The 24,885-nt window shown below is 46.3% G+C and carries 23 protein-coding genes; 11 read left to right on the top strand and 12 right to left on the bottom strand.

All coding sequences use genetic code 11. The features are described from left to right. The first annotated feature begins 87 nt into the window (after positions 1-87). Together EKG38_RS15760 and EKG38_RS15755 are read left to right on the top strand one after the other, a co-directional pair. Positions 88-1,029, top strand: coding sequence for a LysR family transcriptional regulator (locus EKG38_RS15760; RefSeq protein WP_185826882.1), 942 nt, complete (start codon positions 88-90; stop codon positions 1,027-1,029). Between the two features lie 215 nt (positions 1,030-1,244). Then, positions 1,245-2,450: a NupC/NupG family nucleoside CNT transporter gene (locus EKG38_RS15755; protein ID WP_126521188.1), complete on the top strand. Its 1,206-nt coding sequence runs from the start codon at positions 1,245-1,247 to the stop codon at positions 2,448-2,450. An 84-nt stretch (positions 2,451-2,534) separates the two neighbouring features. On the opposite strand, the gene EKG38_RS15750 is transcribed toward EKG38_RS15755, so the two are convergent. Further along, a complete protein-coding gene (locus tag EKG38_RS15750) occupies positions 2,535-3,536 on the bottom strand; it encodes a D-alanine--D-alanine ligase (RefSeq protein WP_126521187.1) in 1,002 nt (333 codons plus the stop codon). A gap of 267 nt (positions 3,537-3,803) precedes the next feature. Here EKG38_RS15750 and slyA point away from each other — a divergent pair, with 267 nt between their 5' ends. From slyA to EKG38_RS15735, 3 genes are all read left to right on the top strand, one after another. After that, positions 3,804-4,271: a transcriptional regulator SlyA gene (gene slyA / locus EKG38_RS15745; RefSeq protein WP_126521186.1), complete on the top strand. Its 468-nt coding sequence runs from the start codon at positions 3,804-3,806 to the stop codon at positions 4,269-4,271. Between the two features lie 40 nt (positions 4,272-4,311). Further along, positions 4,312-5,370, top strand: coding sequence for an HlyD family secretion protein (locus EKG38_RS15740; RefSeq protein WP_126521185.1), 1,059 nt, complete (start codon positions 4,312-4,314; stop codon positions 5,368-5,370). Positions 5,371-5,579: 209 nt separating this feature from the next. Then, on the top strand, positions 5,580-6,668 hold the full coding sequence (locus EKG38_RS15735; RefSeq protein WP_126521252.1) for a DUF2955 domain-containing protein: 1,089 nt from the start codon (positions 5,580-5,582) through the stop codon (positions 6,666-6,668). Positions 6,669-6,820: 152 nt separating this feature from the next. Here EKG38_RS15735 and EKG38_RS15730 read toward each other — a convergent pair whose 3' ends face one another. Beyond that, entirely contained in the window at positions 6,821-7,489 is a 669-nt protein-coding gene (locus EKG38_RS15730; RefSeq protein ID WP_126521184.1) for a Crp/Fnr family transcriptional regulator, read from the bottom strand. A 237-nt stretch (positions 7,490-7,726) separates the two neighbouring features. Between EKG38_RS15730 and deoD the strand changes: the two genes are divergently transcribed. After that, entirely contained in the window at positions 7,727-8,434 is a 708-nt protein-coding gene (deoD, locus tag EKG38_RS15725; RefSeq protein WP_126521183.1) for a purine-nucleoside phosphorylase, read from the top strand. 183 nt (positions 8,435-8,617) lie between these two features. On the opposite strand, the gene ushA is transcribed toward deoD, so the two are convergent. After that, on the bottom strand, positions 8,618-10,324 hold the full coding sequence (gene ushA, locus EKG38_RS15720; protein ID WP_126521182.1) for a bifunctional UDP-sugar hydrolase/5'-nucleotidase UshA: 1,707 nt from the start codon (positions 10,322-10,324) through the stop codon (positions 8,618-8,620). 421 nt (positions 10,325-10,745) lie between these two features. Here ushA and EKG38_RS15715 point away from each other — a divergent pair, with 421 nt between their 5' ends. The 4 genes from EKG38_RS15715 to EKG38_RS15700 all read left to right on the top strand — a co-directional run bounded on the left by EKG38_RS15715 (position 10,746) and on the right by EKG38_RS15700 (position 13,346). Further along, the gene (locus EKG38_RS15715; RefSeq protein WP_126521181.1) at positions 10,746-11,165 is read left to right on the top strand and encodes a hypothetical protein; all 420 of its coding nucleotides are present in this window, start codon (positions 10,746-10,748) and stop codon (positions 11,163-11,165) included. Positions 11,166-11,362: 197 nt separating this feature from the next. Next, positions 11,363-12,070 carry a HupE/UreJ family protein gene (locus EKG38_RS15710; protein ID WP_126521180.1) on the top strand — a complete coding sequence of 236 codons (708 nt, stop codon included), beginning with the start codon at positions 11,363-11,365 and terminating at the stop codon, positions 12,068-12,070. An 87-nt stretch (positions 12,071-12,157) separates the two neighbouring features. Continuing rightward, positions 12,158-12,853, top strand: coding sequence for a hypothetical protein (locus EKG38_RS15705; RefSeq protein WP_126521179.1), 696 nt, complete (start codon positions 12,158-12,160; stop codon positions 12,851-12,853). A 190-nt stretch (positions 12,854-13,043) separates the two neighbouring features. Continuing rightward, on the top strand, positions 13,044-13,346 hold the full coding sequence (locus EKG38_RS15700; protein WP_126521178.1) for a YkgJ family cysteine cluster protein: 303 nt from the start codon (positions 13,044-13,046) through the stop codon (positions 13,344-13,346). 93 nt (positions 13,347-13,439) lie between these two features. Here EKG38_RS15700 and EKG38_RS15695 read toward each other — a convergent pair whose 3' ends face one another. From EKG38_RS15695 to hypB, 3 genes are all read right to left on the bottom strand, one after another. Continuing rightward, complete coding sequence (locus EKG38_RS15695) at positions 13,440-13,781, bottom strand: hydrogenase maturation nickel metallochaperone HypA/HybF (RefSeq protein ID WP_012142277.1); 342 nt, start codon at positions 13,779-13,781, stop codon at positions 13,440-13,442. A gap of 78 nt (positions 13,782-13,859) precedes the next feature. Beyond that, complete coding sequence (locus EKG38_RS15690) at positions 13,860-16,547, bottom strand: FAD-dependent oxidoreductase (RefSeq protein ID WP_126521177.1); 2,688 nt, start codon at positions 16,545-16,547, stop codon at positions 13,860-13,862. A 96-nt stretch (positions 16,548-16,643) separates the two neighbouring features. Further along, on the bottom strand, positions 16,644-17,417 hold the full coding sequence (gene hypB / locus EKG38_RS15685; RefSeq protein ID WP_246033185.1) for a hydrogenase nickel incorporation protein HypB: 774 nt from the start codon (positions 17,415-17,417) through the stop codon (positions 16,644-16,646). 369 nt (positions 17,418-17,786) lie between these two features. On the opposite strand from hypB, the gene EKG38_RS15680 reads away from it, so the two are divergent. Next, positions 17,787-19,691 (top strand): diguanylate cyclase, encoded by a 1,905-nt coding sequence (locus tag EKG38_RS15680; RefSeq protein ID WP_126521176.1) that lies wholly within the window; start codon positions 17,787-17,789, stop codon positions 19,689-19,691. A gap of 33 nt (positions 19,692-19,724) precedes the next feature. Here the strand turns inward: EKG38_RS15680 and EKG38_RS15675 are convergent, their stop codons facing one another. From EKG38_RS15675 to EKG38_RS15650, 6 genes are all read right to left on the bottom strand, one after another. Next, entirely contained in the window at positions 19,725-20,345 is a 621-nt protein-coding gene (locus EKG38_RS15675; RefSeq protein WP_126521175.1) for a DsbA family protein, read from the bottom strand. A gap of 123 nt (positions 20,346-20,468) precedes the next feature. Continuing rightward, positions 20,469-21,899 (bottom strand): alginate export family protein, encoded by a 1,431-nt coding sequence (locus tag EKG38_RS15670; RefSeq protein WP_126521174.1) that lies wholly within the window; start codon positions 21,897-21,899, stop codon positions 20,469-20,471. Positions 21,900-21,929: 30 nt separating this feature from the next. Next, entirely contained in the window at positions 21,930-22,502 is a 573-nt protein-coding gene (locus EKG38_RS15665) for an ester cyclase (RefSeq protein ID WP_126521173.1), read from the bottom strand. 42 nt (positions 22,503-22,544) lie between these two features. Further along, on the bottom strand, positions 22,545-23,072 hold the full coding sequence (locus tag EKG38_RS15660; RefSeq protein ID WP_126521172.1) for a cytochrome b: 528 nt from the start codon (positions 23,070-23,072) through the stop codon (positions 22,545-22,547). Positions 23,073-23,097: 25 nt separating this feature from the next. After that, positions 23,098-23,709 (bottom strand): short chain dehydrogenase, encoded by a 612-nt coding sequence (locus EKG38_RS15655; RefSeq protein ID WP_126521171.1) that lies wholly within the window; start codon positions 23,707-23,709, stop codon positions 23,098-23,100. A gap of 226 nt (positions 23,710-23,935) precedes the next feature. Next, a complete protein-coding gene (locus EKG38_RS15650; RefSeq protein WP_185826875.1) occupies positions 23,936-24,826 on the bottom strand; it encodes a LysR family transcriptional regulator in 891 nt (296 codons plus the stop codon). Positions 24,827-24,885: the final 59 nt, after the last annotated feature.

Here is a 24,885-nt window from a genome sequence, read left to right as displayed (position 1 = left end):
ATGAACGCTTCTGGTTAATTGGCTTCAGGCTCTATAAGATGTCGCGCAATACCTGCGTCAACAGCACTTTTTAGTCGGAGACCCCCCATAATGCAACAGCGTGCCAGTCAAATGATTATTTTCCATACACTGGTAATGACAGGTAGCTTCACTTTAGCTGCAAAACAGTTAAATACCTCAACCTCTTATGTGAGCAAACAGCTTGGTGTGCTTGAAGCTGAACTTAACCTGCAACTTGTGCTGCGAACAACGCGAACCCTAACCTTTACAGATGCCGGTAAACGATTTGCTCAATACTGTGAGCAGATGTTCGATGTGATGCACGATGCTGACGCTAATATGCTCGATGCCAGAGATGATATTGCTGGCACGGTTAAGTTAGGCTTGCCGCAATCCTTTGGTACCTTACATATTATTCCCGCACTTGAGATCCTTCAACAGAAGTACCCAGAACTTGTTTTTGAACTGAGCTTGTTTGACCATACTACCGACATGGTAAGAGAGTCCTTAGATATCTGGATCACTAACCAAGAGAAAATTCATGATGGCTATATCGCTCAGCGATTGGCACACACAGGGTTTGTTTTAGTCGCCTCCCCTGAATACCTGTTTAGCCATGGTGTCCCAGGCCATCCTGAGGAGCTTGTGGATCACAACTGTGTTATCTACCACAGTAAGAGTCGCAGTTACGATAGATGGACGTTTACTAAAGGGGATGAACTGGTGGATGTGCAGGTGAATGGTAATTTTCGCATCGATCTCTCCGAAGCGGTGCGGGATCGTGTTATATCCGGCCACGGAATAGGGCATCTTGCTACCTACCTGCTTACCGATGAGTTTCAACAGGGCAAACTCATCCCACTCTTGCCCGATTGGCAGACAGAACAAAAACTGCCTGTGTATGCGGTTTACCCTAAACGTAAGCATCTGCCCGCCAAGTTTAGAGTGATCATAGAGTTTCTTCGCACGCATTTTGGTCAGCCAGCTTACTGGGATCGTAACTTAGCGCCATGGCTGAGGCATCGTTAACACCGCAAGACTTTTTCCAGTTAATAAAAGATTATTTCCATATGGAAATAATCTTTAGATCTTATAAATAAACTCCAAATTTAACAATGGCTTATTTCGGTGTTGATGTTTTGACCGCTTTATCTCACAACTCCTTAACTAACCCAACTTGCGCTCCATATTTATCTGCCTACAATGCGCGGCTTCCTCCTTATGTTTGAAGAAATAGGCCCGTTATGACCGCCTTATTAGGTATTGTTAGTATTTTATTTTTTGCTTGGCTACTGTCTGTAGACAGGAAGAATATTCCCTACCGCACTGTGTTTTTAGCCCTTGGTTTACAGATATTTTTTGCCCTTTTAGTTCTCTATATTCCAGCGGGTAAGTCTGCGCTTGAAGCTATAACCGGTATCGTTTCCGGTGTGATTGAATATGGTAATGTGGGGATCAACTTCCTGTTTGGGGATCTTGCCAGCGGCAAGCTTGGTTTCGTATTCGCCATTAATGTTTTAGGGATCATCATCTTCTTCTCTGCCATGATCTCGGCACTTTACCATATTGGTTTTATGCCTGTGGTTATTAACTTTATTGGCGGGGGTCTGCAACGTCTATTGGGCACGGGTCGCGCAGAATCTCTGTCGGCAACGGCAAACATATTCGTTGGTATGGTTGAAGCTCCACTGGTCATTAAGCCGTACCTCAAGGGGATGAGTGATTCACAGTTCTTCGCCGTTATGTGTTGTGGCCTGGCTTCTGTCGCCGGCGGCACTTTAGTGGGCTACGCTTCTATCGGCGTTGAGCTCAATTATCTCATCGCTGCGGCCTTTATGTCTGCACCGGCAGGCTTATTGATGGCCAAGATTCTAATGCCGCCATCGAAAGAAGATATTCAGGCTGATGAGATCACCTCTGTTGAGTTGCCTAAAGCGACCAACGTGATTGAAGCGTTAGCCGATGGCGCCATGTCGGGTCTGCGTATTGCGGTTGCTATCGGTGCAACGCTGTTGGCCTTTGTCAGTGTGATTGCATTGCTTAATGGCATGTTAGCTTCGGTCGGTGCTTGGTTTGGCTATGAGTTGAGTTTTGAGCTCATCTTAGGTTACATGCTTTCGCCTATGGCTTGGTTACTGGGGATCCCATGGAGTGAAGCTATTACAGCCGGCTCCTTGATTGGTCAGAAGATAGTCGTCAATGAATTTGTCGCATTTATCAATCTGATGAGTATTGAAGATCAGCTAAGTGCTCATTCAAAAGCTGTGGTTACATTTGCGCTATGCGGTTTTGCCAATATCGGTACCATGGCGGTTCTGATCGGTGGTTTGGGCAGCATAGTCCCCGAGCGTCGTGAGTTTATCGCTAAGAATGGTTTCCGCGCCATCGCGGCGGGCGTATTTGCAAACTTGATGAGTGCGGCCATCGCCAGTGTGATCCTCTCTATCTAAGCCCATACTTGTTAGAGTATTGGCTCTCAATAGAGCTAAAAAAGCCAGACTCGGTCTGGCTTTTTTGTCTTTAAAATCGGTAGGCTAGATCAGTTGTAACTTAATATTTGAATATAAGTATTCTGTAAAATCATCACCATGATTTTGCAGCATCTTAGGGAACATCGAGATAGGTGTAAGTCCCGGGAAGGTATTAATTTCATTGAGGAGAATTTCATTCTCATCGGTCAGGAAAAAGTCGATGCGGGAGAGATGGCTGAGTTTCATCCCTTTAAATACCCTAACGGCATATTCGCGGATCTGTTGACTTAACTCATCACTGATATCGGCTTCTACCTTGGTCTCTGCCTGACTGTCTGCGGCATATTTTTCATCGAAGGTATAAAAGGTATTGCTGGCACAGATGATTTCGCCTGGCTTTGTTGCAACAATCTCACCGTCCAGCTCATAGGCGGCGACTTCGAGCTCGCGAGCGTGAATGGTTTTTTCGACCACAACATAAGGCGAGTAGGAAAAGGCTTCCTTCAATGAGCTCGCCAGCGCCTCCTTGCTGTCGACACGATAACAGCCCACCGATGACCCTTGAGACGCGGCTTTGATAAACACTGAGCCCCAGGTCTCTAATGCTTGCTCGGTTTGAGTGATGGCATCGTCATTAAATTCGTTAAGAAAGATATAGGGGGTGTTAGGAATGCCAAGCGCACTGAACCACATCTTAGCCGTGACCTTATTGAAACAGTTTCTGCTGGCCTCTGAATCACAGCCAAAATAGGGCAGGTTGATCAGTTCAAAATAGGATTGAATATCACCGGTTTCTCCGGGATAGCCATGAATGCAAGGGATCACGTAATCAACGGGCCAGGGGCGTTTGCTTTCATCTTCGAATCTTATCTGCTTGCGGTTGGTCAGTTCGCAAATATCGCCATCTTTGGTGTGATAATGTCCATCGGCATCCAGTTCGACCCGTAACACATTAAACCCAGCTATGTCGGCGAGTGAAGTTTCAAAAAAGTTTGCCGATAGCAGGGAAATTGCGTGTTCATCTCCACCACCACCACATAACAAAAGTAGATTCGTTTGGCTCATTGTATCTTCATCTCCGACATATAAACGTATTTGCAGGCTCACTATGGCGTAACCGATATTTATTGCAACCTCGAAGCGCTAACTTCGCATTTAAATGGCGAATAAACATCCCGAATTCAGGCTGCCGGGAGCCTCTGTAAGCCTTGCTTACCCTCCTGCGGTATTTGCACAAGTATCGAGTGGGCATGGGCAAGACATGCTCTTGATATTTACTTAGCGCGCGAAGTAATATACAATGCTTAGCATGCTAACTAAATTGAGGCGTTTATGGTTGATGATATAAAAATTCTTAAGGAGTTATCGCTCGCCGAGCAGTTGAGGCGGGTCGCTCGCTTATGGCGAAACGTAGCCGATAAGGAGCTGGCTCCGTTAGGGCTCACTCATCCGCGGTGGACGGCACTGTGGAAGTTGCAAAATCTCAATGACAACGTGAGTCAAAAGGCGTTGGCAAAAGCTCTGGAAATCGAACTGGCATCCTTGATGCGCACACTAAATCAATTAGAAGAGCAAAACTTGATCGTTCGTAACTGCAGTGAAACAGATAAGCGTGTGCGAATTGTAAGCCTGACCGATGAAGGTAAGGCCATGATCGAAAAGGTGGAAGCGCGTATTTTACAGATCCGCCGAGATTTGATGGCCGGGATCAGCAAAGAGGAACTTAGCCAATTTAAACGCACCGTCGAGCTGATTGCTCACAATGCGTTAGCACAATTAAATGAAAGTGAACACGACTAGACATTAATGCAATTCGCATAACCATTAGGGGAGGAATTAGATGACACCAGATCAAAAATTTGCACGCTGGATAAAAATATCAATGTTATTTTTTGTGATGATTTTTTCGTATTTTATTTTAGCCGATTTTAATATGCCATTGACTCAACAGGCGATGGCAATCAGGGATGTGACTAAAGTTGCCCCTAGAGTTAATGGGCCTATCGTCGCAATCCATGTTAAAAATAATCAATTGGTACGCAAAGGGGATGTCCTGTTTTATATTGATCCTACTCCGTACCAGCTTAACGTAGAGAAGGCGGCGCTGAACCTGGAGCAGACGCGAAAATCCAATGAAGAGCTGGATGCGTCTTTAGCAGCGGCTGAGGCTGATGTGAAAGCGATTAGTATCATAGCGTTACAGAAGCAAGCCGATGCCAAGCGGGTTAACTCTCTTTTCGACCGTCACGGTGTCTCACAGCAGCAAAAAGACAGCCTGGAAAGTGATGCTACGGCTGCGAAAGCGAACCTGCTGGCAAGCAAGGCCCGCCTGAAAGAGTTAACGGTACGCCGCGGCGAACTCGATGAAAATAACGTTAATCTTCGCGTTGCGTTAAATCAGCTAAAACAAGCTAAGTTAAATCTTTCTTACACTCAGGTCAGAGCCGAGCAAGATGGCACTGTGACTAACCTTCAACTTCAAGCCGGAGCCTACGCCAGCGCCGGACAACCTCTGCTTGCGTTGGTCTCATCAAAGATCGATATCATTGCCGATTTTCGTGAGAAGAGCTCAAGACGAGCAACAAATGGCAGCCGAGCCCTGGTCGCGTTTGATGGTGAACCCGGACGACTCTACCCGGCCCTTATTGCAAGTATGGATGCGGGGGTGAGTGTCGGTCAGTTTGATGCAAATGGGCAGCTTGCAACCCCCACAGAATCGAATCGATGGGTTCGTGATGCGCAGCGCATGCGCTTGCACCTGAATTTAGATGTGCCCTATCCGGACATGTTGCCATCCGGGGCGCAAGCCACGGTTCAGCTACTGCCAGATAATGCCGTTTTTGGTCTGCTTGCAAGAGTTCAAATTAGCCTGCTGAGTTACCTGCACTATATCTACTAGCGTACCCATTTTAAATTCCTGTTATTTGGTTGCAGTCTATTCCAGAACCGTGGGTTAACTCACTCTGGCTGCAGCCTTCTATCGGCTCAAAATAGTCCATGACTCATTCTCAGATGCGCCTTGTTCAGGCCCTTTAGAGAGACTCTTAAGATAAGGGGGGACTCGATGGGCTCATTTCTTACATTTATCAGTATTCCGGGAGAGAGATGATGAAATTATGGCATCACACGCTGTCTGAAAATGACATTCGCCAATGTCTTCGTATTGCGACGGGGGCGAGCATCGGCTTTTTCCTGTGCAAATTTTTTAACTGGAATTACGGCGTTTTCTTTACGGTAACCCCTATATTACTCTTGGGGATGATACCTAAAATGACTGGCCATGCCGCAAGGCAGTGCCTGGCTTCGGCGCTTGTGTGTGGGCTGGAGGTGGGGATATTAGGCGGCTTCTTTGGCGGTCACCCCGTGCAGATGTCTATCATCGTTTTCTTGCTGTTTTTATATAAATTTGCCTGCATGTCCAAGGGGAGTCTGTTTCTATTTGGTGCCAACGGTGCGTTGAGTTTAAGTATCATGCTGAACTTTGCCAGTTACCCCGGCACCGATCTCAACGAGCTGATTTTCACTAATCTCGGTGCGAGTATCTTAAGTGTGATGATCGCCTTCGCAATGACGGCGCTGATCCCCTGTATAGAAAACGATACTAGCACCAGTGCTAGCAACGACACAGCGACCATAGATCAGGCTAAAGCTCGACTTGTGCCAGAACCTAAGCCTCAGCCAAAAGCACGTAATCAGACTCGCCATGAAATGCTGATGGGCGCCACTATTGCGACCCTATCGTTTCTTATGTTTCAGGTGTTTAATTTAAGTGACTCGATGTCGGCTCAAGCCACAAGCGTGCTCCTGCTATTTCCTATGCATTGGAACGGAACCCTGGGATATGCAAGAAAGCGCGCCATGGGCACCATCTTAGGTGTGGCTGTCGGCCTGATAGGTTTGCTTCTCCTGTACAACTGGTCGGGAGAGCTGGTATTAGTTCTACCGGTATTATGGATAGGCTTAATGCTGTTTAGCTATACCCACGCCAAGGAGGGAGGGGGCTCTGGTGTCGGTTTCGGTGCGCTCACCACATTGGGTATTCTGTTTGGACAATATCTGACGCCGGATAACGATTTCTTCTTCAGTGCGCTATATCGGGTCAGCAGTATTCTATTTGCCATCGTAGCGACTCTGTTGGCGTGCTACCTTGTCCATCGTCTGCTTAACAGCTTCGAAGCGACTCGCTATGGTCAATGAAAGTATGGTTTTCGGGCTACGAGCCTGGAGTCGCGAGCTCTCTGGTTGATATGACCCCGTCGTGTGAGGTGGTGGACTAACGTGTACGGAACCTTATATGGAGTCCATGGATATCCTGGCAGGGGTGATTAAATCTATTGTGAGAATTTTGTCTAATTATTATTTTGGTTCATCGACAAAAAGGCGGTCAGTGCCTCAATGTCTTTAACATGTAGTTGATTATCAACCTTCTTAATGAGTGCCATATCAAGCAGTTGATTCACAACTCGGCTGTATACACGCTCTGAGCAGCCGAAACGTTCGGCTTCTTTGTAAACGTGAGAAAAGCTAACTGCAGGCTTTGCCCCTATAAAGCGTTGCTGAAAATCCCAGGCAATATTATAGATAAGAGGATGAAGAAAGCGGTTCATCGTCATCGTCATTCCGGCCTGATAACGGCTGGAGAGGGCCTGACTCATCCATATTCCAACACTTGGGTCGACCTGAAGTATCTCGGTCATTAATTTCGCGGGTAATACTTTTGTCTGTACAATTTCACTTGCTTTTACATTGAATTGGCATGGACTCGAGGTTAAGTATTCTACTTCACCGAAAAGGTGATGTTCGACGACGTTGAGCCCCAGATTATAGATTCGTCCGTTGTTAGCCGTATAATCTATGGTGAACTTACCAGACTCAACCCAAAAGAGTTCAAGGATCTCCTGCCCCTGATGAAGCAGATACTCGCAAGGGTAGAATACCTTAGCTTTAAGAGCTCGTAGCTCAATTTCCCTACAAAATATTTTAAAACCTTGTTGTGCTAATGAGTTGACCGAATCCATCTATACCTCAACATTGCCCATATCCAGCTAACCCTGTTATTTAATCATAGCCAATCCAATTACACCCAGACAAATGTCCTGAGAACTGGATAGCGTTATCGATAAGATAAAAATAATTTGGTCGAGATAACCCTCAGGTCTTCTGAGCAAGTCATCGATTTGATGCGTGATAATTCATAATTCATAACTCAAAACTCAAAACTCAAAACTCCTAACTCATAGAATAGAGGTGTAACCGTGACTCCACATATCAATGCAAGCTTAAATGATATTGCTGAAATTGTACTCATGCCGGGCGATCCCTTACGGGCTAAGTATATAGCAGAGAACTATTTAGAGGATGCCAGGCAAGTGAGTGATGTAAGAAATATGCTCGCTTTCACCGGCTTCTACAAAGGGGTTAGGATCAGTGTGATGGGCCATGGCATGGGGATCCCTTCCGTCTCTATCTATGCTCATGAATTGATCCATGAATACAGCGCTAAGAAGCTTATCAGGGTAGGGAGCTGCGGTGGGGTGGCCGAAGACATTAACCTTAGAGATATTATTGTTGTTAATGCGGCCTCGACGGGGTCTGGAACTAACAGGGCAAGGTTTGCCGGTTATGATTACGCTTCCGTTCCCGATTTCGAGTTGCTAAAAAGCTGCTGGCAAACTGCTGATGAGCTTCATACTAAGGTGAGGTTCGGCGGTATCTTTACCAACGACTTCTTTTATGGTGATCCTGACAATCTACTTCCGGCATTACAGAAAATGAATATTTTGGCGATGGATATGGAATCTGCGGCACTGTTTGCCATTGCTGCAGAGAACCGTGTGCAGGCTCTGAGTATCGTTACAGTCTCTGATCATGTCATCAAAGGTGGCGAGATGAGTGTGCTTGAGAGGCAGACAACCTTCAATCAGATGATGGTATTGGCACTGGAAACGGCGATAAGGGATTGATTAACAGCTACTAGTGTGCTTTTTTTGTTTTAAAGCGCACTAATGGCGACTCAATTGCTCCGCCTCTAACATTAAAAAAAATGCCACCGTTAAGGTGGCAAAAATAGGGGTAGTACAAAAATACCATCCCATGTAAGTATCCGGTCAGTTTAGAGACTTACTCGAAATGGTATAAAACCTCAATTATTCTGAAATTTTGCAACCTGTGACACTCTCGGAATTTTGGTAAACGATATCTCCCGGCACCGGAGCGAACTCCCCACTGGATATGATCTCCTTTTCAGCAAGGAAGTCTTTTAGTGCTTTTTCATCTGTGATCCCAAGATCCACAGGAGAGAGTTTAGGGTAGCTGTCTCCACCGGAAGCACTGTAGCTGGGTACGGTGAAGGTGTAGGTTGCATCATTACTGAACCCCTTACCGTTGATATCGCTGATATCGACCCGTTGCGCCTGACAATCTACGGTCATCTTGATGCCTGACAGTTGAGCATATCCGCCGGAGCCGACCTGTTTAGTGGCAACAACATTGAGGTAATCGGTAACCTCAGCTCCCGTGAACTCACTTAAGGTGATGGTATTGCCGAAGGGTTGTACCGTTAATACGTCACGGTAAGTAATATCGCCGGCTTCGATAGATGCACGAATACCGCCGGAATTCATTACCGCGAAATCGGCATTGACCAGAGCACGATTTGAGCGAGCGATAAGGTGTCCAAGCTCAATCTGTCTGTCACTTTCTCCGCGAGCCAATGTATCTTGTGTGAAGGCAATTTTCTCATCGAGTAGCTCCTCTCCCTCCTCTTTGAAAGGCTTAAGGAAAGCTTTGACATAAAGATCGGGCTTAATCTCATCGCCGACCAAAACACGATCGCCGTTCTCGTCTCTGATTTTTAAATTTACCGGGATTAATTGGTAACTTGCCAGATGAAGTTTGCCACCATAGAACTCAAAATTTGCTTGGCCTACATATTTGCCCCATTCATATGCCTGCATGATATGCGTTCCGTTTTGCTGATCGGGAATACATTCATCTCCGGGTTGGAAGTCGGCATAGTCATTCGTGCCGGATTCCATGCACACAGGGTTTTGTGAGTGACCACCGAAAACAGCTTGCAGTTGCCCCTCTGATAACGCTCTGGCCAGAGCTACATCACCGGGAGCATTACTGCCACTCTGTCCATCGGCATAGTGTCCCATGTGTGTCGTTGCAAAAATAACATCGGCCGCATTATTTTGCTCAATCTCGGCGATGACTTTTTTGATCTCATCTTTAGGATCGGTAAAGGTGAGATCACCGACTATATCCGGGTTACCTATAGTGGCGGTATCTTCTGTTGTAAGACCAATAACAGCCACTTTAAGGCCATTTATGTCGAAAATTTTATAGGCATCGAAATAGCGAACCAGAGATTCATCTCCCTCCTCATTGAGTTCTTTTTTATAAATATTTGCAGCGAGCCAAGGAAAATCAGACCACCTTCTTTGCTGTTCCACCACTGAGAGCGAGTTGTCAAATTCATGATTACCTACCGCCATCGCATCGTAACCTATGAGATTCATCCCCCGAAAATCTGGCTCCGCGTCTTGTAGATCTGACTCGGGAACCCCGGTATTGATATCTCCGCCAGAGAGTAAGATTGTTTCGCCACCATTTGAAGAAACCTGGCTGCGGATCCGTTCAACTAATGTCTTACGGGCGGCCATGCCATACTCGCCATGTTTGTTTTCCCAAAAACGCCCGTGATTATCGTTTGTGTGTAGTACGGTGAACTTTATACAGTTAGCTTCACCGCAGACCTCCTCTACGGCGGTGTTATCACTGTCACTACAACCGGCTAGTGCAGCTAGAATGGCTGCCGATATCAGGCTTTTTACTACTTTATGTTTCACTGTTGACCCCTTTTTCATTTGCTTTAAATTGATGAAGTTTTTAAAAATGGTCTTTTAGAAAATTGTGACTTTAGAAAACATTTGATTAACTCCGATGCTACTTTGTCGCAGGCATTATTTTCAGGACAATTGTCGGGTTTTGAGTGAAGTTTTGTTACGCCAGTGCTAAGGAGTAAAAGGTGGAATTAACAGAGGGATGAATAGAGATACTTGATCCCAGCCTGTTGCAGCCGCTGGATGTTTCGGTGGAGATCTGATTTAATGCTTTGGGCCGATGCTTAATGCGAATGCTCTCGAACTGTTCGTTATTGACTCATGCTTCCCAAAAGGAAAGCACTAATTGGAGTTAGACCTGTTTCATACTAAAACTCTCACATCCTTGCACACAGTGAATTCGCCTGCAGTGAATTCAAGAGAAAAAGTGCATTCTAAGTTAACACTGGCTATCTTGCTGGTGGTCTTGATGTGTCAGATTTTAGCGACGGGCTCCGCTTTTTCTGTTCAATATTCCGATGGCGAGCACCCTATGGGCATCGATGTGAATCATCATCATGTTCATGGCGTAAGTGAAAGCTCAGGTTCATCTGGTGATACTCTGGTCCATGGTCATGAGAATACAGCCTTCAATGCCACCGAGCCCGTTTTGGACTTTTTTTCAGAGCCAGTCTCTGAGCCTTTGGAAGCGGAGCATGAACACGCGAACCATTCTCATACCCCGTCGCATCCGCCGGTAGAGGCTGTTTTTATGACGAGCTTTTTCCAGTCTGAAACGCTTGTCGATGACGATATTTCTTACCTTAACTTACGTTACGCACCACCGATTCCCCCTCCGCACACTTAGCATCTACTCTTTTTAGCGAGCCTTCTCTTTCATACTCAGCAGTCACTTTATGGTGGACTTTATTTGTATTGAAAGGCGCTCGCCATAGCAAATTATATGGACATGTTTAAGGCCGCTTTATCGCTGACAGCTGTCCTGTATTTTACGGTTTAGTCCTCAATTTTCTGGATGAAAACCGACGTTTTGGAGTATGTGTAATGAGCCAGTCTTTGGCCCACACCATGAAATTAATGGTGAGTTTATTGGTGGTTTTCTTAGGAGTATTTGCTTCGTTTTCCCTATCGGCCCACGGGGTCGATGAGGATACCAAGCAGTTTTTAATCCTGAATGAAGGGGTATCGATTCTGCCCTTTATCTATATTGGTGCCAAGCATATGGTGACGGGATACGATCATCTGCTGTTTCTTGTGGGGGTGATCTTTTTCCTCTTCAGAAGCAAAGATGTATTGCTGTATGTCAGCCTGTTTACCTTAGGGCACAGCATCACTCTGCTATTTGGTGTTCTCAGTGATATTCAGATCAACGCCTACCTTATCGATGCCATCATCGGCTTCTCGATTGTCTATAAAGGTTTCGATAACTTAGGTGGTTTCAAGCGAATATTTGGCTTTCAGCCCAATACTAAGCTGGCCGTGATGATCTTTGGACTCTTCCATGGTTTTGGCTTAGCCACCAAAATTCAAGAGTTTAACCTTCCTCAAGAGGGGCTGGTACCCAATATTCTGGCGTTTAATGTCGGAGTGGAGATAGGTCAATTCCTGGCGCTGGGTGTGGTCCTTATCCTGATGAGTTTCTGGCGTCGTCACAGGAGTTACCTGCAGTTTTCTACTGCGGCAAATACCCTGTTGATGAGCGCTGGCATGATGCTGGTGGGCTTTCAGTTAACGGGCTATTTTACCGGTTAACACGCTTACTAAAAGGCACTAAATCAAACTGTTGGCCAGAGGCTAACAGAACGAATATGAGCTCATCTATGGGCCGAAGGAATTAACATGACAAAGAGCAATATGAATACAAACACGAGTAAAGAGTCAAACACAAATGCAAACAGTGAGCGAGTCAACGGGATCCCGGTTCATTCGACGGCGACCTTAATCAAGGCGAGCATCGGGGCAACGGTTATCGCCGCCGTGGTGTTCGTCACGGCGATTTTACCTGCCGAATACAACATCGATCCGACCGGCATAGGTCAGATGTCAGGTTTAACCTCTCTGGCACAGGCAGCCTCTTTATCTGCTGAACCTGCTATAAGCACTGATGCAAGTACCGGAACGGCCCAAAAGGAGGAGACAGTTATCGCCTTCGAACAGGGCGCAACACTTGCCAATGCGCCCTCTGTGGCAGAGATAGCAAAGATGCGTCAAACGGCGGGGGTGAGAAGCGATACCGTCAAGATTGATATTCCGGCTGGCAAAGGGCTTGAGTATAAGTTGCTGATGGACGAGTTTGTTCACTTAGAGTATGAGTGGAGTACGGAGGGCGAAGCGCTGTATTTCGATTTTCATGGTGAGCCCAAGGGCGATACCACAGGCTATTTCGAGAGTTTCTCCATCACCACCTCTGATAAGATGAAGGGCTCGCTCACCACGCCTTTCGCCGGTTCTCACGGCTGGTATTGGAAGAATAAAACTAACTCACCGATCACAGTGACCCTATCGACCAAAGGGGACTACACAATCAAGGGTTAAATCATTCATAGCTGATCACGGGGTAAGCACTCCTCAGATCCTGCTTTGACACTAATGCTCAAACGCAATGCGCACCGGCATCCGGTGCGCTTTTTTACGCTGTGGGGCCATTATATATTTATTGATTGTCCTTCCTTTAGGGTATTATACCCATCGATTATTGCGACGCTATTTCTGACTATTGAGCTTTATGACTATTGAAGTAACAAATTTACCCGATCCCCAAATGACCTGTTCAACTTGCCAGGCTTGTTGTTGCCGCCTCGAAGTGATGATTATCTCTGATACGGGTGTGCCGTCTGAATATATAGTCTCGGATGAGTTCAATGGTGACGTTATGGCTCGCTTGGATGACGGTTTGTGCATCGCGGCCGATCGCGACACCCTGTTATGTACCATTTACGAAAATCGTCCCTGGATCTGCAGAGAGTTTGAAATGGGCTCTTACGAGTGCAGCATCGAGCGTAAGAACATCATCACCTTAGATAAATAGTGTCCTTCTTGTTTGTCGTTTTTCCATCAGTTTGATATTTAAAGTGTAATTGAATAAGGGACAGAGCGTAACTCGCTCTTTCCAAGTGAGACATTACTGAGCGATGATCTCCTTGATGATAAACTCTTTGCCGCTGAGCAATCCCCACTCATCACTGTCGCAGTGCGGACATTGTGAACGATTTTCAATGATATTAAACACCTGATGGCAAGCTTTACAGAGTGCATTGGCGGGTAAAATCTCAATTTCTAACTTAGTCTTCTCGAGCATTGTGCCATCGACCGCCGCCGGATAGCAGGTTTGGATATAGGTGGGGATCATGGATGACAGCTGGCCGATTTGCAGCACTATGGTATCGACACTCTGCAATTGATTACTCTCTGCCACTTGAATGACTTTTTTAACGACTCCAATGACAACGCCTAGTTCGTGCATATCTGCCTCCTTTCTTGAGGGAAAACGATCGACTGTAACGGCCGGGACATGGTTTCATGACCCGACCGTTGCAGATCTCTAGTCAGTCATCAGGGCTTTAATGCGCTTGATGGGCGCATTGACCGCAATTTTGACTTTACGTTTCAGTGCGTGTTTTATGATGACTTTTTTTACCGTGCGAAGGTCGGCGCCATCGGCGTCATAGGCTCTGACCAAAGAAATTGCATCGAATTGGCACTTCGTCGTGCAGGCACCACAGCCGATACACATAAACTCATCGGCAACGGCAACACCGCATCCAAGACAACGCTCGGTTTCCTGCTGTACCTGCTCCTGAGTAAAGGTGCCGCGCAGATCTCTGAAGGTTTGCTTAGACTCCTTACCGTCAACATGATCCAGTGCCTGTCTCGGCGCGTTATCGAAGCCATCGAGATTCAGCTTATCTTTGTCGAATGAACGATAATCACGCTTAATACGGCCCAGTACCAGACTCTGACCGTGCTGAACATAGCGATGGATAGAGATGGCGCCTTCTTTGCCATGAGCGATAGCATCGATAGCAAACTGAGGTCCGGTTAACACATCTCCGCCGACAAAAATGTCCGCTTCATGGGTCTGGAAGGTATCTGGATCGGCCTGAACAGTTAGGTTGGGATTCAACTCCAGGCGACTGCCTGTAAGCAAGTTGCCCCAGTCCATAGCCTGTCCGACGGAGATCAACACATGATCGGCCTCCACCAGTGTGGTGGTCTTTTCATCGAAGCGGGGAGCGAATTTGCCCTGTTCATCAAATACTGACAGACACTTGGCGAATGCGACGCCAGTCACTTTTCCATCATGGGTGATGATACGTGTTGGCCCCCAGGAGTTGTTGACGGAAATATCCTCACTGAGCGCCTCTTCAACTTCTTCGACATGGGCAGGCATCTGATCCAAGCTTTCGAGGGTAAAGAGATCGACGCTGCTGGCGCCGACACGCGTCGCCGTTCTGGCGACATCGATGGCAACATTGCCGCCGCCGATAACAACGACCTTACCATCCAGATTATCTGTTTCGCCCAGATTGACCTGACGAAGAAAATCCACCCCGGTCGATACACCAATGGCATCTTCACCAATAAGACCTAAGCGTCTGCCTGCTTGCGCCCCGATAGCGAGATAGAATGCCCGGTAATCCTGGCCTCTTAACTCGCTCAGACTGATATCTTTGCCCACTTCGACGCCACATCTAAAGGTGACACCTAAGGCTCTTAATACCTCTATTTCGGCATTGATGACCTCTTTCTCGAGTCGATAAGAGGGGATCCCTAAGGTTAACATGCCTCCGAGTGCAGTTTGTTTTTCAAATACGGTGACCTGGTATCCTTCAATCGCCAGAAAATATGCGCAGGAAAGTCCCGCTGGTCCACTGCCAATAATGGCAATTTTTTTGTCATGGCTATGCTTAATTTCGGGAATAAAACGGGTTTTGGCATCGAGATCTTGCTGGGCAATAAACTTCTTTATCTCATCGATAGCAACCGGATGATCAATGTCTCCCCGTGTACAGTCGGACTCGCATTTTTTAGGACAGATCCGGCCACATACTGCGGGGAAGGGGTTTTCTCGCTTGATCAGCTCGAGGGCTTCACGGTATTTTCCCTGAGCCGCCAATTTGATATAGCCCTGAATACCGATATGGGCTGGACATTCAGCCTTACAAGGGCTGGTTCCGGCTTCAAGTACGACTTGCTTATTGGTGCGGTAATTGGGATTCCACTTATCCGGTCCCCAGTGGGTATCGTGGGGAAGATCTCTGTTTGCCGTTTTAGTCGGTGATGTCGAACACAATTTTTGACCTAACTTAAGTGCATTAGTGGGACAAACCTCGACACACTCGCCGCAAGCCACGCACTGCTCTGCATCGATTTTTACCACATAGTTGGAGCGGACCATATCCGGGTTTTGCCACATGCTGGCAAGGCGGAGCGCGAAACAACCACAACCGCAGCAATTACAGATGGCATGGGTCTCCCCGGAGCCATCGAAGTTTGGCATGCTATGCATCAAGCCATTTTCTTCGGCTTTTTTGATCACCTCGAACGCGTCTTCCCGAGTGATCTTTTTACCTCGGCCTGTGCGAATATAGTATTCGGCGGCGTGTCCCATCTGGATGCACATATCTTCTTTGAGGTGACCACAGCCTTCACCCATGGCCTCTCTCGATGTGCGGCAGGCGCAATCGGATAGTGAGAACAGGCTATTGTTATTCAGGTATTTGGATACCTCTTCATAGGAGGCGCTGCGGGTCTCGCCATCGATGGCTGTTTGAATGGGGATCACCCGCATAGGTCCCGAGCCCACGGGAATATTACCCGCGGCGAGTGGGCCCTTTTTCTTGCCAAAGGCATCGAAGGCGGCGCCGAGTTGCGGGAATTTTTGGATCAACTCTTTGTTATTGACGATCATCTCCATATGACCGGGTACCCAGACATCTATCCAGTATTTATCGACGCCATCGATCTCGTTGACAAAGGCGGCGCCGACCATGGCGACCTGCCAAAGAAGCTTGGCGGTCTCCTCTTCCGATTTTCCGCATACAGAAGCGACCTCTTGCGCGCTAAGGGGCTTACGCAAGGCTAAGCATAACGCCACTTCGGCCATGGGTTCGGTAACGATAGGCTCCAGGATGAGGTATTCGGGATCGCCTTGCTTAATTTCATTCCTTGAACCTCGCTTGGTTCGGCTGATCTTATTGGCGAGGTCTAATACTTTTTCTTTAACCATGCTTATGGCTCCAACAATAAATGGCGATTGACTGATGCTAGATCTCTACCGCACTTGATATGAGTTGCACTTGATACGAGTTGCAATAGATTTCAGTTATGTTTGATTCCACGCTTTGGCCTGCTTGCGCAGCCAATCGGTCCACTCTGCAATGCCTTCACCGGTTTTAGCCGAGATAGGGATAATAGTGATATTTGGGTTCAGCTTTCTGGCGCGCTGCTTTACCGCGTCGAGATCGAAGTCAAAAAAGTCGATGGCATCGATTTTGTTAATCAGCAACACATCCACTATCGAGAACATCAATGGGTACTTAAGGGGTTTATCATCCCCCTCTGGCACACTCAGGATCATGGCATTCTTAGCTGCGCCCGTATCAAATTCGGCAGGGCAGACTAAGTTGCCTACATTCTCCAATATGGCTAAATCCAGGTTGTCGGTGTTTAATCCATTTAGCCCCTGCCTGGTCATATCGGCGTCGAGGTGGCACATGCCGCCAGTGTGTAGTTGTATCACTCGGGTACCGGTTTGGGCTATGGTGTGGGCATCGACATCTGAATCGATATCGGCTTCCATGATGCCAATGTTCATTTCATCTTTGAGCGTTTCGATGGTTCTCACTAAGGTGGTGGTTTTACCCGAGCCAGGTGACGACATAAGGTTGAGTAGAAATACTTTCTCCTCTTTCAACTCGTCTCTTAGCAAATCAGCCTGAATATTGTTGTTTTCAAATACGCTTTCTTTAATTTCAAGAGTCTTAAACGTGCCCATCATTTTCCCCTTATTTAGAAACTGTTCCAACAAACGGGTGTCAGTCGGCTTGTTTACACCTGCCTTACATAAATGAGGGGGAGGTGTAGTATCGATCGACATTTGCTAGTTCTACTCGGTTAGAGTATTTACTCTATTAATGTTGTTAATTTACGGTTTTTGCTACTGTTCTGTTGTGATAATTCTCGCAAAACATGAATAATGAGAGCTGTGATTGAGACGGGGTCTTGTGCAAGTTATTGAGATGTAAGGGGAACTGTGTTTGCTGGGGGCGTTGGCGTAAAACTGGGTTATTATTACAAATGTGACGCTTCTTCAGACTTTTTAAGATTAAGAGAGGGGAGTCATACTTAAGAGCGGTCAGGCAACGGCTTATTTACTTCCAATTATCGAATATTTATCCATACTAAAAGTAGGCCTAATTATTGTAAGGGGTTAAAATCATGACACTAAGCGGTAAAAGGGCTTGATATGAAAGGTACTTTGGGTAGTTCAAATTCTTCCACCTCAATAATACGAAGACGGTATTATTGGATCTTTACGCTTTTTTTCCTGCTGTTTGGTACCTTAGTTGCGGTTATCACCTCTTTGATTAACTACAACATTCAATATACCAATATTGAGAGTGAGATCCGTGAAAAAGTGGCCGCAGAAAAGGCCGTTAAATATGAGCTGCTTAATGAATTTATGCAGCACGCAGAGAATGTTGTCGGGGCTATCGCGACTAGCGAGTTAACTCTCAAGTATTTAAGCAGTAACAGTTCCGATGCACGCTATAACCTTAATCACCTTCTGCTTGCCGCCACAGTGTCTAATGATTCATTTATGCAACTGCGTTTCATCGAGTCATCGGGAATGGAGGCCGTTAGAGTCGATCGAACTAAAGGTGAGGATATGCCAGTCATTGTCGCCGAGGAGAAATTACAGAATAAGAAAGAGAGATATTATTTCAGAGAGGCTGCCCACTTATCTGAGGGAGCATATTGGCATTCACACTTTGACTTGAATATGGAACACGGCCAGATTGAGATGCCTATTCGTCCCACATTTCGTATTGCGACTCCGGTATTTTCACAAAACCAGTTTTCGGGTTTGATTGTTGCGAACATCTCAATCGATACTCTCCTGTCCACACTCGGCGCATCATCCGATTTTGATGTCTATATCATAGATAAGGATGGGGAGTTTATTCTTCATCCTTCATATGTATTGGCCTGGAGTCGATACCTGCCAGACCGTCCTAACGTATTCACGCAGTTTCCTGAGTTCGGAAGTTCTGTTTTAGAGCTAAAAGATACCCGTGAAGGAGATCATTTTACTTTCTCGATAAGTGAGATACTCATGAACGACGATGAAGCGTTTGTTATGGCCGTTCCGCGAAAGAGTCTGCTCGCTAAATTCAAGAAAAATAACATGTTAACTGCGGGGCTTACCGCACTTACCGTGCTGCTGGTATCATTGGTTCTGTCGGGCTTAGTGGCTATAATTCCAGCCAGATTGCAGAGCAAACTGAGTGATGCGTATTTTAAGATTAAGAATTATGCCGAGATAATCAATCGATATGTCATCACATCATCGACAGACAGAGCGGGGCATATCTTGTCTACCAGTGCTGCCTTGAGTGAGGTGTATGGTTTTTCGGCCGAAGAGATGAAGGGAAAGAGACACAACATTGTCAAACACCCGGATACCCCAGCCGAAACCCATGAGGATATCTGGCGGACAATTTTGCAGGGCAAGACATGGCATGGGGAGATCAAAGATAAAGCTAAGAATGGTAGCAGTTTCTGGCTTAATCATGTCATTACCCCAGACTTTGACTTTAATGGGAAAATCACAGGTTTTACATCTGTAAGTCACGATATTACAGATAAAAAGGAGATCGAACGTTTGTCAGTCACCGACACGCTCACCGGACTCAATAACCGTCGTAGACTCGATGATCTATTCAGCCATGAATTTGATCGCTTCAATCGATATGAACGTCAGTTTGCCATGATCTTGCTCGATGTCGATCACTTTAAACAGGTCAATGATAAGTTTGGCCATAAGGTGGGTGACAAGGTCCTGATCGAGATGGGACAGCTCTTGGCTCTGAATGTGCGCAAGAATGATCTGGTGGGTCGATGGGGCGGTGAAGAGTTTCTGCTTATCTGTCCCGAAACCTCCATCGATGGTGCGATAAAGCTTGCTGAAAAAATACGAATAATCATTGAAGAGACGGATTTTCCTGAGGTAGGAAATGTGACCGCCAGTTTCGGTGTGACAGCCTCGATAAAGGATGACAGCGACGAAGATATGTTTATTCGGGCAGATAATGCCTTGTATACGGCTAAGCGCGATGGCCGTAACTGTGTCGTTCACTTAACATTATGATTTGAGAATGTTCAAATCTTTATGTAAATGGCTTTAGGTTATCGCATCTGTTATTGCGCTAAAGCTTAACTGCCAGTCTTGGTAGTCGAGCGCTATCGGCGTTAACTGTCCCTTGTCCCCGAGCACCAGCGATGGAAACCCTCTAATGGGAAACTGTTGCACATTCGTTATCTCTTCCATCAGGTGTTGATTTACGCTTTTACCCAGCATCTGCTGTGTAAACCAGGCTGCATCAAGCCCGATAGAGGCGGCAATGCTAACTAAGGTTTCCATATCCGAAGGATTTTTCGCCTCAAGATAGTAGGCATGTTGAATGCCCTGAACCATGGCTTGTTCAAGATCTGCCTCTCTGGCAATCAGTGCCGCGCGGCAAGCAGGATAGGTCGAGCGTCTTGGTAGGCACAACGTCCAGAAATCGAAGTTAAACTCAGTACCCAATTGTGTATGGATCTTACGCCAGGTTTGCTCCAGAAAACGCTGCATATTGTGTGGCATAGGTTCATCGGAGTCGCTCGCCAGGCCACCGAGTCGATACTCAACCTTTATTCCCGCTTTTTCCAGCTCAGTTTTGAGCCTGGCCCAAGTCGGATCGTAACCCCAGCACCAGCTACACATAGGATCGTAAACGTAATATAAGACGGTTTCTTTTGTCATTGCTGGTTATTGCCTATCTAGGAGAGGTGAGGGTCAAAGGGGGAAGATTAAATCAAATACGGGCGATTTCCCAGTTGTTAACTGCGATGAACATTACTTCGCTACTGAGTAGCGTTGGCTTATCTAAAAACGCAATCCCATAGAAAGCATGAAAAATTCAGAATCTTGGCCACCGGCAGCCGTGATAGCTTCGCCGGCGAGGGTGTTTACATAGGCCGCCTGTAGCGTGATAAAGTTTGACGGTTTCCATTGAGCTACCAAATTTATCTGGTAACCGTATGATTTGTTATCCGTTTCATGAGATGAAATCGCGGGGAAGCCTGGGTAGAGATATACCCCGTCCTTGAGTGAGTCTCGCCACAGGTAACTGACTCCGGTGAATAGAGTGATCCCTTCATCGGGGGAGAACTCTAGATAAGGCTGAATATCCCACATATTGGCCGGCGCAAAAATGGCGGCCTCTGATACGTACGCCGCATTTGGGAAAAGGGCATTATAGGTACCTAAGGAATTATCATTTTTATCGCTATCACCACTGGCGTAATCGAATCTAAATCCAACTTTTGGAGACCAGCTAAATACATGACCTAAGTTATAGGAACTGTCGGTGGCAAAGCCTAAGGCAGAAATAGTACCGCTACCGAAATCTCCAAATTGATAGGTCAGCTCATAATCAAAGTTGAAATATCCTGTTTTGCTCCACCATCTGGCTCCAATACTTTGGCGTTTCTCGTCTGCTATGCCCTGCTCGAAAATGGCATGGTTTCGCTCAAATCCAAGATAGAATAGATCCAGGTTATTGCCTTGAGTCCACTTCATTACTGAATTGAAATATGCCCCATAGAGTTTAGCACCCTCACTCGAACTATCCTGAAAGGCCGCTTCATTGGGCCTGACTTCTTGCATATAGAGAAGCTCGGCAATGGTGTTAGCACCTAATTTATGGGAGAACCTCACACCATCGAATGCACGTCGTTGGTTTTTTCCTTCTCGAATTCCGGTCTTTTTGCCGCCGCCGAGAATGAGCTCCTGTCGGCCCACCCGAACATTTAGATCGTGAAATTTCCAGTCGATAAAGGCCTGCTGCAGATCAGTTTCGGACTCGGCGAAAGGATCTGCACTATTGTCGAGCCCTTGCTCCTTATAGTTGGCCAGCTGCATAAACACACGGGTCTGCTCAAACTGCAGATCGGCATGTAACATAAAGCGATGCAGGGCCGAATGGGTGGATGAATAAGATTTCAGTCCAAGCTTTTGATTGGAATAGTTTTCATAGCGTAAACGGTAATCACCACCAAGAGTGATGTAAGTTGGATACCTGTCAGATAGCGCGATATGCTTTATCGCCGCTAGAGGATCCTTATTAAAACTGGTGTCCGGAAAATCCCGATAGTCTTCTAACCAACGGAAGAAGTGTAACTGCTCGCCCACGTAGGGCGAGCTGTCTTCGGCTTGGGCGGCATTGACCAGCATCGCCAGCAAGAAAATCTTACTAAATACCAGGACGAGTGCCTTATTAACATTTGGAATCAAGTTTACACTTTGCTTCTTCATGAGTTATCCCAAGCCTTTGTTGGTGAATAATTAATCGAGACCGATTTGACGGTTCCAGTCGGCGTTGTCCCAGAAGAGATACTCCTCGGCGATACGACCATTCTCCCAACGCGCGATGGTGGCTATTTTGATGCGAACCTTCTTGTTTGTTGGCTGTAAAACAGTACCGTTGGGTAAAGTGAATGGCTTAACCCACTTTCCTTCGGAGATACTGATCCCTGCGGTCCACTCTCCGAAACCGAAGCCGACGATATGTTCGGCAACTTTGAAATCAAAGGTGTCAAAAAGAAAATCAAGCTCCTCGGAATGTGGTGGGAAAGGGGATGTTTGAGTCCCATCTGGATTGTGAACGATGACATTATCAGCGTGGATCTCTCCGATGCGTTTCATGTCTCTGTCGTTGAAAGCGACGAGATCTAATTCATCGAATATGGCCAAATGTGTCGCTGTTTGAGCTCTTTCAGCCTTGTGAGTGTCGACTTGTGCCTGCAGCTCGGCAATCTGGGCTTTTAGGTCGGCAACGCTCTCTTCGGCCAATAAGTTAGTGCTGGTGGCTAAACCGGCGAGTAATATGGCAAATAGGGTGACATTAATTTTCTTCATGGTGTTATCTCCGTTATTTCTAAACAGTGGTTAAGGTGTGTGTTAAATAATACGATTAAGCACATCATTTTCTTTATCAAATAATCGGTGTTTTAACGCGCCAGCGACATGGGCAAAAATCAGTACAATCAACAGATATGAGGCCGTTCTATGGAGCTGATTAACGATTTCAAACACAGACTTGTTGTCTTCAAATAGCTCAGGCAATAAGAGGCCAAAAAAGTGTACGCCAGAGCTGAACTCGTAAGTACAAGACTGTACGTAGCCCAGGATTGGGACGATAATTAATAAAGCATACAAGCTGTTATGGGCTACTTTGGCAGCTAACTTTTCGTGTACTGGCATGCCTTTAGGGAGCTCTGGCAAGTTATGGCGTCTACGGTTAATTAGACGTAGCAATACGATTAAAAAGGCCAGCACACCAAAAGACTTATGCCAGAAGTAGAGCTCTTCTGAAAACGCCATATTGTCGACTTGAAATGGTGTCATATAGATGCCCAGTGCAAGTAGACCTATGATGAGTAACGCGCTTAGCCAGTGAATGGCTCTGATTGAAGCTGGATATTTCATTGTGAAAACTCTCTTAAAAAATGGATTAATCGTTTGCCGGCAGAGGTAGACCACCCCATGCTCGAAAAACTTTTCCGCTTGCTTGGCCTTCAATGGAATCCACATAGTAAGCCGCCACTTGCTCTGCACTCACCAATCCCTTAGCGACACGTTCCGCTTCCACGACCGGAGCCGGGCTGACTACGTTTAAGCGCAGGCCAGGTTTAAGCCAAGGAGCACTCTGCTGTACGAAGGTATCGATTGCCGCATTAAAGGGCCCGGTAGCCATGCTGTACGGATTTGGGTAGTGGCTCAAAAAGCCACTGGTGAGGGTGATAGAGCCACCTTCGTTGAGGTATTTTTCGGCATAACGCACCAGGCGAAACTGTGCAACCAGTTTACGTTCGGCGCCATGGCGAAACTCATTGTCTCCGATTTCATTCAGAGGTTTAAAGATACTGTCGCCACCGACGGCCACGACGATGGCATCGAGGTTGGTCACTTTTTCAAACACAGATTGGACCGCGGCTTCATCACTATAATCGGCAATATGATCGCCGCTGCGTGAGCCCACGCTAATGACCTCATGTTTTGTCGTCAGTTGTTTAACAACCTGACGACCAATTTTGCCTGAGGCGCCAAATACTAATACTTTCATCCATAGTTACTCTTGTGATTGGTCGATGGAGTCAGTATAGGAGTAGAGGATTGCTTTGATAATGGGGGGTAATTGAAATAAACTTTTTCTAAAATGAGAAAAATAAAATTTTGGTTATCTAGAACTAGTTTTTTGTTATCTCGTACTAATGGCTATTTTTAGTGGGAATAGCCAGCTTAGATTTTTGGGATAGCAACAATCGATATGTGATGACCACCTATTGACTCTATTTTTCGGAAAGATTCTTAGTTAAGTGATCGATGAAGGCTTTGGTTGCCGGGTTTGTCGCCCCTTTTTGGTGGTAGAGCAGTGAGATATAAAAGTCATCGATCGCATACTCGGGTAATAATTCAACCAGCTGGCCATTATTAATCAAATCGTTAACGAAAATTTCCGGTAGTTGGCTAACTCCTATTCCATCGGTGCATAGTTGAGCGATACATTCGGCATTATTGATGCTAAGTGGGCCATAAACCGGCACACTCAAATTGTCGCCTCGTAGAGAGATGAAGTCCCAACGCTTAGCGTTTCCGATAGATTTATCGATTAAACAAATATGCCTGCTCAAACTCTCAGGTGTCGATGGTGCACCGTGTAGTTCGATGTAAGCGGGGCTGGCAACGACGCGTAATCTCATGGATTGTAAGCGTTTGGCGATAAAGTTGGAGTCGGGTAATCTCGATACTCGCAAAGCCAGGTCAAATCCCCCCTTGACCAGATCATCAAAGTCATCATGCAAGATCAGTTCAATGTTAATACCGGGATACTCGATGTGAAATGCCGGAAGAAGGGGACTGAGCAATTGTTTACCAAAGATTATCGGCGAAGTGATTTTAATCGACCCCGTCATGGTCTTATGATCCAGATTAGTCGGACTTTCCAGTTTTTCTACACTGTGAATAATCTCTTTGATCTGTTCATAATAGAGTCGTCCCTCCTGACTCAGTTGCAGGTTTCTTGTCGAGCGGTAGATCAACTTGCGATCGAGCCAATGTTCAAGTTGGTTGAGATTTTTAGTGACAACTGAGTTGGCGATACCGAGACGACGTGCCGCAGCTGACATGGTGCCTTCTTCGACTACTGCCGAGAAAATAGTCATTGCCTTAAATTTATCCATACTCTCCTGACTCATCTTTCTTATTTTAGAAAAAGTATTTTCATACTTACTCTATTTAT

This window comes from Shewanella canadensis (genome assembly GCF_003966225.1).
Lineage (GTDB): Bacteria > Pseudomonadota > Gammaproteobacteria > Enterobacterales > Shewanellaceae > Shewanella > Shewanella canadensis.
This window is presented reverse-complemented; position numbering and strand designations above follow the sequence as displayed.

Excerpts from the sequence above, each read along its gene's own strand:
- EKG38_RS15730 (WP_126521184.1), bottom strand. The coding sequence starts at position 7,489 with ATGGATTCGGTCAACTCATTAGCACAACAAGGTTTTAAAATATTTTGT.
- EKG38_RS15690 (WP_126521177.1), bottom strand. The coding sequence starts at position 16,547 with ATGGTTAAAGAAAAAGTATTAGACCTCGCCAATAAGATCAGCCGAACC.
- EKG38_RS15655 (WP_126521171.1), bottom strand. The coding sequence starts at position 23,709 with ATGAAAGTATTAGTATTTGGCGCCTCAGGCAAAATTGGTCGTCAGGTT.
- EKG38_RS15650 (WP_185826875.1), bottom strand. The coding sequence starts at position 24,826 with ATGGATAAATTTAAGGCAATGACTATTTTCTCGGCAGTAGTCGAAGAA.
- EKG38_RS15675 (WP_126521175.1), bottom strand. The coding sequence starts at position 20,345 with ATGACAAAAGAAACCGTCTTATATTACGTTTACGATCCTATGTGTAGC.
- EKG38_RS15710 (WP_126521180.1), top strand. The coding sequence starts at position 11,363 with ATGAGCCAGTCTTTGGCCCACACCATGAAATTAATGGTGAGTTTATTG.
- EKG38_RS15740 (WP_126521185.1), top strand. The coding sequence starts at position 4,312 with ATGACACCAGATCAAAAATTTGCACGCTGGATAAAAATATCAATGTTA.
- EKG38_RS15750 (WP_126521187.1), bottom strand. The coding sequence starts at position 3,536 with ATGAGCCAAACGAATCTACTTTTGTTATGTGGTGGTGGTGGAGATGAA.
- EKG38_RS15660 (WP_126521172.1), bottom strand. The coding sequence starts at position 23,072 with ATGAAATATCCAGCTTCAATCAGAGCCATTCACTGGCTAAGCGCGTTA.
- EKG38_RS15705 (WP_126521179.1), top strand. The coding sequence starts at position 12,158 with ATGACAAAGAGCAATATGAATACAAACACGAGTAAAGAGTCAAACACA.
- EKG38_RS15670 (WP_126521174.1), bottom strand. The coding sequence starts at position 21,899 with ATGAAGAAGCAAAGTGTAAACTTGATTCCAAATGTTAATAAGGCACTC.
- EKG38_RS15695 (WP_012142277.1), bottom strand. The coding sequence starts at position 13,781 with ATGCACGAACTAGGCGTTGTCATTGGAGTCGTTAAAAAAGTCATTCAA.
- EKG38_RS15735 (WP_126521252.1), top strand. The coding sequence starts at position 5,580 with ATGAAATTATGGCATCACACGCTGTCTGAAAATGACATTCGCCAATGT.
- hypB (WP_246033185.1), bottom strand. The coding sequence starts at position 17,417 with ATGTCGATCGATACTACACCTCCCCCTCATTTATGTAAGGCAGGTGTA.
- EKG38_RS15680 (WP_126521176.1), top strand. The coding sequence starts at position 17,787 with ATGAAAGGTACTTTGGGTAGTTCAAATTCTTCCACCTCAATAATACGA.
- EKG38_RS15755 (WP_126521188.1), top strand. The coding sequence starts at position 1,245 with ATGACCGCCTTATTAGGTATTGTTAGTATTTTATTTTTTGCTTGGCTA.
- EKG38_RS15700 (WP_126521178.1), top strand. The coding sequence starts at position 13,044 with ATGACTATTGAAGTAACAAATTTACCCGATCCCCAAATGACCTGTTCA.
- EKG38_RS15665 (WP_126521173.1), bottom strand. The coding sequence starts at position 22,502 with ATGAAGAAAATTAATGTCACCCTATTTGCCATATTACTCGCCGGTTTA.
- slyA (WP_126521186.1), top strand. The coding sequence starts at position 3,804 with ATGGTTGATGATATAAAAATTCTTAAGGAGTTATCGCTCGCCGAGCAG.